The sequence below is a fragment of the Streptomyces sp. MZ04 genome (assembly GCF_004684775.1).
Classification (GTDB): domain Bacteria; phylum Actinomycetota; class Actinomycetes; order Streptomycetales; family Streptomycetaceae; genus Streptomyces.
The window spans coordinates 1-7105 of sequence record NZ_SRIC01000367.1; the positions used below are offsets into that span (position 1 = coordinate 1).

At 68.9% G+C, this 7105-nt stretch carries 6 protein-coding genes; 5 read left to right on the forward strand and 1 reads right to left on the reverse strand.

The window, feature by feature from the left end; genetic code table 11:
* The coding region (locus E2651_RS39340) for a FadR/GntR family transcriptional regulator (RefSeq protein WP_209446360.1) at positions 1–717 on the reverse strand (717 nt) is incomplete at its 3' end.
* A gap of 167 nt (positions 718–884) precedes the next feature.
* Here E2651_RS39340 and E2651_RS39345 point away from each other — a divergent pair.
* The 5 genes from E2651_RS39345 to E2651_RS39365 all read left to right on the forward strand — a co-directional run.
* Positions 885–2534 (forward strand): ABC transporter substrate-binding protein, encoded by a 1650-nt coding sequence (locus E2651_RS39345; protein ID WP_245239493.1) that lies wholly within the window; start codon positions 885–887, stop codon positions 2532–2534.
* A 34-nt stretch (positions 2535–2568) separates the two neighbouring features.
* Entirely contained in the window at positions 2569–3528 is a 960-nt protein-coding gene (locus E2651_RS39350; RefSeq protein ID WP_135336075.1) for an ABC transporter permease, read from the forward strand.
* Positions 3528–5519, forward strand: coding sequence for a dipeptide/oligopeptide/nickel ABC transporter permease/ATP-binding protein (locus E2651_RS39355; protein ID WP_135336076.1), 1992 nt, complete (start codon positions 3528–3530; stop codon positions 5517–5519). Before E2651_RS39350 ends, E2651_RS39355 begins: the two co-directional genes overlap by 1 nt.
* On the forward strand, positions 5516–6565 hold the full coding sequence (locus E2651_RS39360) for an ABC transporter ATP-binding protein (RefSeq protein ID WP_167829030.1): 1050 nt from the start codon (positions 5516–5518) through the stop codon (positions 6563–6565). Before E2651_RS39355 ends, E2651_RS39360 begins: the two co-directional genes overlap by 4 nt.
* Positions 6562–7105, forward strand: a 544-nt coding sequence (locus tag E2651_RS39365; RefSeq protein ID WP_135336077.1) for a dihydrodipicolinate synthase family protein, incomplete at its 3' end; no start/stop codon positions are given. The genes E2651_RS39360 and E2651_RS39365, both read left to right, overlap by 4 nt.

Genomic DNA, 7105 nt, shown 5'->3' on the forward strand with positions numbered 1-7105 from the left:
CCGCGACTCCTGCCCCGCCCGCGCCTCGATCCCCCGGAAGTGATCCGTCATCGCCCGTTCGGCGCGGGGCACGTCGCGGGCCCGTAGGGCCGTCACTATGTCCCGGTGTCTGCGTACCGTCAGTTCCGGTGCGGGGTCGCTGGACCAGCCTCGGACGCCCGCCACCCGGTGGAAGACGTTCCAGAACGCGCTCAGGAGTTGTGGCACCAGCTCGTTGCCCAGGGAGCGGTAGAGCGTCTCGTGGAACTCGCGGTCCAGGTCGGGGAAGGCGGCACCCTCCGTCGCCGCCTCCTCCATCTTGGCTACCAGCGACTCCAGTTGGTGCAGTTCCTCGTCCGTCACCACGACCGCCACCCGGCGGATCAGGCCCTCCTCCAGGACCTCTCGGAGCTGGAGGATCTCCGCCAGCGCGTGGGAGTCGTCGGCCAGTTGGACCAGAGTGCGGAAGGTCAGGCCGTCCGCCAGAGGGGTCAGTGAGGCGTGGCCCACGTACGTGCCGTAGCCGTGTCTGATCTCCACTATGTCCAGGGCCTGGAGCGCCTTCAGCGCCTCCCGTACCGAGTTCCTGCTGACCCCCAGATCCTCCATCAGCTCCGCCTCGGTGGGCAGCGAGGCGCCCGGCCGAAGCCGCCGATCGAGGATCAACTGCATGACTGCGCGCTGGACTTGACTGCCCACGCGCCGTTCGCGGACTGGCTCCTGAGGCATGCGGCACATCGTAGGCACGGATGACATCCCACGTCCCACCTCTGGACCAACATCGTTCAGGACGACCGGAATTCGGATCCGTGCGCGATCTCTTGACCGGCCATCGCGGCGCTCTTATGGTCGCCACGCCACCACGACGTAGGACGTGGGATCTCTCAAGGAGCAAGGGAGACACAGTGAGCGACCAGAAGACCAGCATCGGATCCACCGGGCCCGCAGCGGACCGCCGCTCCTTCCTCAAGTACACCGGTGCCCTGGGCGCGGCCGCGGCCATCACCACCACGCTCTCCGCCTGTTCGTCGGGACCCGAGTCAACCAATGAGGCCGGGGGTGGTGGTGGCAAGGGCGGCGGATCGACCCTCACCGCCGTCATCGGCTATGGCAACGACGGCAGTTGGGACCCGACGCAGACCGCGTCCGCGTTCGCGATGGCCGGCAACGAGCACATCTACGAAGGGCTCCTCGGCACCGACCCCATCACCCGCGAGCCGTACGCCGCGCTCGCCACCGAGGTCCCCGCCGACCCCAAGGCGACCACCTGGAAGTTCACCCTGCGCGCGGGCGCCAAGTGGCACGACGGGAAGCCCGTCACCGCCGACGACGTCGTCTTCGTCTTCGACCGGATCCTCGACCCCAAGACGCAGACCCTGGCCAAGGGCTTCTTCGAGAGCTGGCTGAAGGGCGTCAAGAAGGTCGATGCCATGAGCGTTGAGATGACGCTCAAGTTCCCGTTTCCCGACGGCGTCGCCCGGCTCTCCCTCGCCAAGATCATGCCCAAGCACGTCTTCGCCAAGCCCGGTGCCTGGGACGAGGCGACCAAGGGCAAGGCGGTGGGCTCGGGACCGTACAAGCAGGCCTCGCACGCCCCGAAGTCCAACACCACCTTCGAGGCGTTCGACGACTACAACGGCCCCCGCAAAGCCGCCTTCAAGAAGATGAACTGGCTGACCATCGTCGACGCCGCACCCCGCGTCGCGAAGATCTCCGGCGGCAGCGCCGACTCTGAGATCGCGGACAACATCCCGTACGCCAACATCGAGCAGTTGAAGAAGGGCGGGCTGAGCGTCGAGGGCGGGGCGGGCATGAACAACCTGTTCCTCATGTTCAACACCGCCCACAAGCCCTTCGACGACGTACGCGTGCGCCAGGCGCTGCACTACGCCATCGACACCGAGAAGATGATCGAGGTCGCCCTCAAGGGCCACGGCAAGGCGTCCACCTCGTTCCTCAACGAGTCCAACCCCGCCTACCGGCCCGCGAAGACGGTCTACGCGTACGACCCGAAGAAGGCGAAGCGGCTCCTGGAGGAGGCCGGGGTCAAGGATCTCTCGGTCAACCTCATGGCCGTGAACGTGAGTTGGATCGTCGACTGCCTGCCGACCATCAAGGCCTCGTGGGACGCCATTGGTGTGAAGACGACGCTCGATCCGCAGGAGACGACCGCCGTCTTCACCAAGATGGACCAGAAGAAGGACTATCAGGTCGTGGCGGCCGCATCCAATCCCAATCAGTTCGGGGTCGATGCCGATCTGATCATGCACTACAACTACGGGCCCGAGAACCTGTGGATGGGCTACGCCCGTTGGTCCGGCAACTCCACCGCCAAGAAGCTCTTCAAGGACATGGACCAGGCCACGCGCGAGCCCGAGGCGAGCAAGAAGAAGGCGATGGTCCAGGGCTACATCGACGTCGTCGCCGAGCAGGCGGTGATCTACCCGGTCGTCCACAACGAGCTGATGACCGCCTGGGACCCGAAGAAGGTCACCGGCATCAAGGCCCAGCCCTACCCCGGGATCAATCTCCTCCAGGCCAAGTGGGCCGACTAGCCCTACCGGTCAGACCGTTGGGAGTCGTACGAACGTGACCGCGATCGTCAGAATCCTGGCCCGCCGCATCGCCCTGCTCGTCCCGCTGCTGCTCGGCATCGTCCTGTTCGTCTTCCTCGTGATGCGGTTCTCGGACATCGATCCGGCCTCGGCGTTCTTCCAGGGCGCCAATCCGACCCAGGAGCAACTGCACCAGTTCCGCGAGGAGAACGGGCTGCTCGATCCGCTGCCGGTGCGCTACGTCGCCTTCGTGGGCGATCTGCTCCACGGCGACATGGGCATCAGCGTCCTCACCCGCTCACCGGTGGTGGACCAGGTCACCACCGCCCTTCCGCTCACCGTGCAGCTGACCTTCATGGGGCTCGGCATCGCCGTCGTCATCTCGCTGCTGCTCGGCGTGACCGCCGCGATCTACCGTGACCGGCTGCCGGACCAGCTGATCCGCGTCGTCTCGCTCACCGGTGTGGCGGCGCCCGGATTCTGGCTCGCCCTGCTCATGATCCAGTACCTGGCCGTGGAGGCGGGCTGGTTCCCCACCGGCGGATACATCAACCCCGGTGACTCACTGAGCGGTTGGCTGAAGACCATGACGCTGCCCGCCTTCGCGCTCTCCCTGCCCGTGGCCGCCGGACTCACCCGCATCATCCGTACGGCCGTGGTCGAGGAGCTCGACAAGGATTACGTACGGACTGCGATCGGGAGCGGCCTGCCGCCGGTGGTGGTCGTCGGGCGCAACGTCCTGCGCAACGCCCTCATCAACCCGCTGACCGTGCTCGGCCTGCGCGTCGGCTATCTGCTCGGCGGCGCGGTCGTCATCGAGACGATCTTCTCGCTGCCGGGCATGGGGAAACTGATGATCGACGCCGTGAAGAACGGCGACCCGGCCGTCGTGCAGGGCGTCGTCATCACGACCGCCGTCGGGTTCGTCGTCGTGAATCTTGTCCTCGACATCCTCCACTTGCTCGTCAATCCGCGCCTGAGGGGGACCACTTGATGATCTCGTCGCGCAAGGAACTGGCCGAGCGGCTGTCGCGGCCCGGCATCCGGCTCGCCTCCCTGCGCCGCCTGCCCCTGCTCTCCCGGGTCGCGGTCGGCGTCGTGGGCATCGTCGTACTCATCGCGCTCTTCGCACCGCTGCTCGCCCCGCACGACCCGCTCGACCAGCAGCCGCAGGTCGACGGCACCGGGCATCCGTCCGGCGACCACTGGATGGGGCAGGACAGCCTGGGCCGGGACATCCTCAGCAGGCTGATGTACGGGGCGCGCTGGTCCCTGGCGATCGGGCTCGGGGCGACGCTGCTCGCCCTGATCGTCGGCGCGGTGCTCGGCGCGATCGCGGCGACCTCGCGCAAGGCGGTCGACGAGACGCTGATGCGCTGCCTGGACGTCGTCATGGCGTTCCCGGGGATCGCGCTCGCGGCCGTCCTCGTGGCCGTCTTCGGCGGCGGGATCATGGTCCTCATCTGCGCCATCGCGTTCCTGTTCACGCCGCCCGTCGCCCGGGTCGTGCGGGCGAATGTGATGGACCAGTACGGCGAGGACTATGTCGTCGCCGAACGCATCGTCGGCGCCCGCACCCCGCACATCCTCATCAAGCACGTGGCCATCAACTGCGCCGCCCCCATCCTGGTGTTCTGCACGGTGCAGGTCGCCGAGGCCATCGTCTTCGAGGCCTCGCTGTCCTTCATCGGCGCGGGCGTACGTCCCCCGGACCCGTCCTGGGGCAGCGTCATCGCCGACGGCAAGAACATGGTGCTGCTCGGCGGCTGGTGGGCGACGGTCTTCCCCGGCCTGCTCATGCTGCTCACGGTCCTCGCCCTGAACATCCTCTCCGAGGGCGTCTCCGACGCCTGGGCGGCGCCCGCGACCCGCGACGTGCCGGGCGCGGCCCGCAAGGAGGACCGCGTCGAGGCCCCCGAGCCGGGCAGCGGCAAGGTCCTCGAGCTGCCGGGCCTGACCGAGGCGGCCCAGCGCCTTCGCTCCCGAGCGCGGCCGCTGCCCGATGGGGCGCCGGTCCTGACCGTCTCCGATCTCGCGATCGGCTTCGACGCCCGGCACAGCGGAGTGGACATCGTCGACGGCATCAGCTTCCACGTACGTCCGGGCGAAGTCCTCGGCCTGGTGGGCGAGTCGGGCTGCGGCAAGTCGCTCACCGCGCTGACCGTGATGGGCCTGGAGCCGAAGGGCGCCCGCATCGGCGGCCACGTCACGTTCGACGGCGAGCAGTTGATCGGCATGCCGATGCGCGCCCGCAGGCGCCTCCTCGGCCACGACATGGCGATGATCTACCAGGACGCCCTGTCGTCCCTGAACCCCGCGATGACGGTACGCGCCCAGCTCAAACAGGTCGTACGAAGAGGCGGCCGACGTACGGCGGTCGAGCTGCTCGAGCTGGTCGGCCTCGACCCGGACCGCACCCTGCGCAGCTACCCGCACGAACTCTCCGGCGGCCAGCGCCAGCGCGTACTGATCGCGATGGCACTCTCCCGCGACCCGAAACTGATCGTCGCCGACGAACCGACGACGGCCCTGGACGTCACGGTCCAGGCGCAGGTGATCCAACTCCTCCTGCGGCTGCGCGAGGAGCTGGGCTTCGCGCTCATCCTCGTCTCGCACGACCTGGCGCTCGTCGCCGACGTCACCGACCGCGTGGTCGTGATGTACGGCGGGCAGATCGTCGAGACGGGCGTGACGGCGGACCTGGTCGAGTCGCCGTCCCACCACTACACGCGCGGCCTGCTCGGCTCGGTGCTCTCCCTGGAGTCGGCGGCACAACGCCTCACCCAGATCAAGGGCGTCGTCCCGTCGCCCGCCGACTTCCCCGCGGGGTGCCGGTTCGCCGACCGGTGCCCGCTCGCCAGCGAGGTGTGCCGCACGACGGCGCCCGAACTCCTGGGCGGGGCACGGCATTCCATCGCCTGCCACCATCCGGCGCAGCAGCCGCCACGGGTGCCGGACCCCAGGGGAAGCGAGGCCCTTCAGTGACCCCGACGACCGACGCTTCCCTGATTTCCCTCTCCGACGCGCACGTCGTGCACCGGGCCCGCTCCGGCGGTCTGCTGTCGCGGGACCGCGTGTACGCCCTGACCGGCGCCGACCTGACCATCGCCCCCGGCGAGACCGTGGGCGTCGTAGGCGAATCGGGCTGCGGCAAATCGACCCTGGCGAAGGTACTCGTGGGCGTACAGCGGCCCACTGCCGGCTCGGTGTCCTTCCGCGGCCGGGACCTGTGGACGATGAAGCCCGCCGAGCGGCGCGCCACGATCGGCCGGAACACCGGCATGATCTTCCAGGACCCCTCCACGGCACTGAACCGCAGACTGTCCGTACGGCAGATCCTCCGCGACCCCCTGGACGTGCACAGGCAGGGCACGTCCGCCCGACGCGAGGAGCGGGTACGGGAGTTGATGTCACTGGTAGGCCTCCCCAAGGTCCTGGCGGACGGCCTCCCCGGCCAGCTGTCGGGCGGACAGCGCCAGCGTGTGGCGATCGCCCGCGCCCTCGCCCTCGAACCGGAACTGGTGGTCGCGGACGAGCCGACGAGCGCGCTCGACGTGTCCGTACGCGCCCAGATCCTCAACCTCCTCCTCGACCTGAAGGAGCGCCTCGGCCTGGCCCTGGTGTTCGTCTCGCACGACATCCAGACGGTGCGGCGGATGAGCGACCGGGTGATCACCATGTACCTGGGCAGAATCGTGGAGGAGTCCCCGGCGGAGGAGATCCTTGACCGGGCCCGCCATCCGTACACACGGGCACTCTTCTCCGCGACCCCCGGCCTCCTCGACCCCATCGACCCGATCCCGCTGGTCGGCCCGGTCCCCTCGGCCACCCGGCCGCCGAGCGGATGCCCGTTCCGTACGAGGTGCTGGAAGGCGGACGAGATCTGCGCCACCGCCCTGCCGGACTTCGCGTCGACGGAGGGGTCCGGGCACCGCTACCGATGCCACCACCCCGTGCGGGACGGCCAGTCCACGCACGAGCTCGTCATCCAGTCCGCCGCCACGGACGCAGCACCCAGGGAGCCTCAATGACCATTCCCACCCCGTTGACCGGTGTCATCCCGCCCGTCTGCACCCCCCTGACACCGGACCGTGAGGTGGATACGGCGTCACTCGTCAGGCTCGTCGACCATCTGGTCGACGGGGGCGTCGACGCGCTCTTCGTGCTGGGCTCCACGTCAGAGGTGGCGTTCCTGACGGACCGGCAGCGCGGGACGGTCGTCGATACGGTGGTGGGTCATGTCGGGGGTCAACTCCCGGTCCTGGCGGGGGTGATCGATACGGCGACGCCGCGCGTCCTGGACCACGTCCGTTCGGTGACTGCGGCGGGCGCGGACGCGGTGGTGGTCACCGCTCCCTTCTACACGCGCACGCACCCGGCGGAGATCACCCGCCACTTCCGGCTGGTCGCCGCGGGCTCGACGGTGCCGGTCTTCGCGTACGACCTGCCGGTTTCCGTCCACTCCAAACTGAGCGCGGAGCTGGTCCTCGACCTGGCGGCGGAGGGGGTCATCGCCGGGCTCAAGGACTCCAGCGGGGACGAGGCGGGCTTCCGGGAGGTTGTCCTGGGGG

Coding starts and splice junctions, on each gene's coding strand:
- E2651_RS39355 (WP_135336076.1), top strand. CDS start 3,528: ATGATCTCGTCGCGCAAGGAACTGGCCGAGCGGCTGTCGCGGCCCGGC.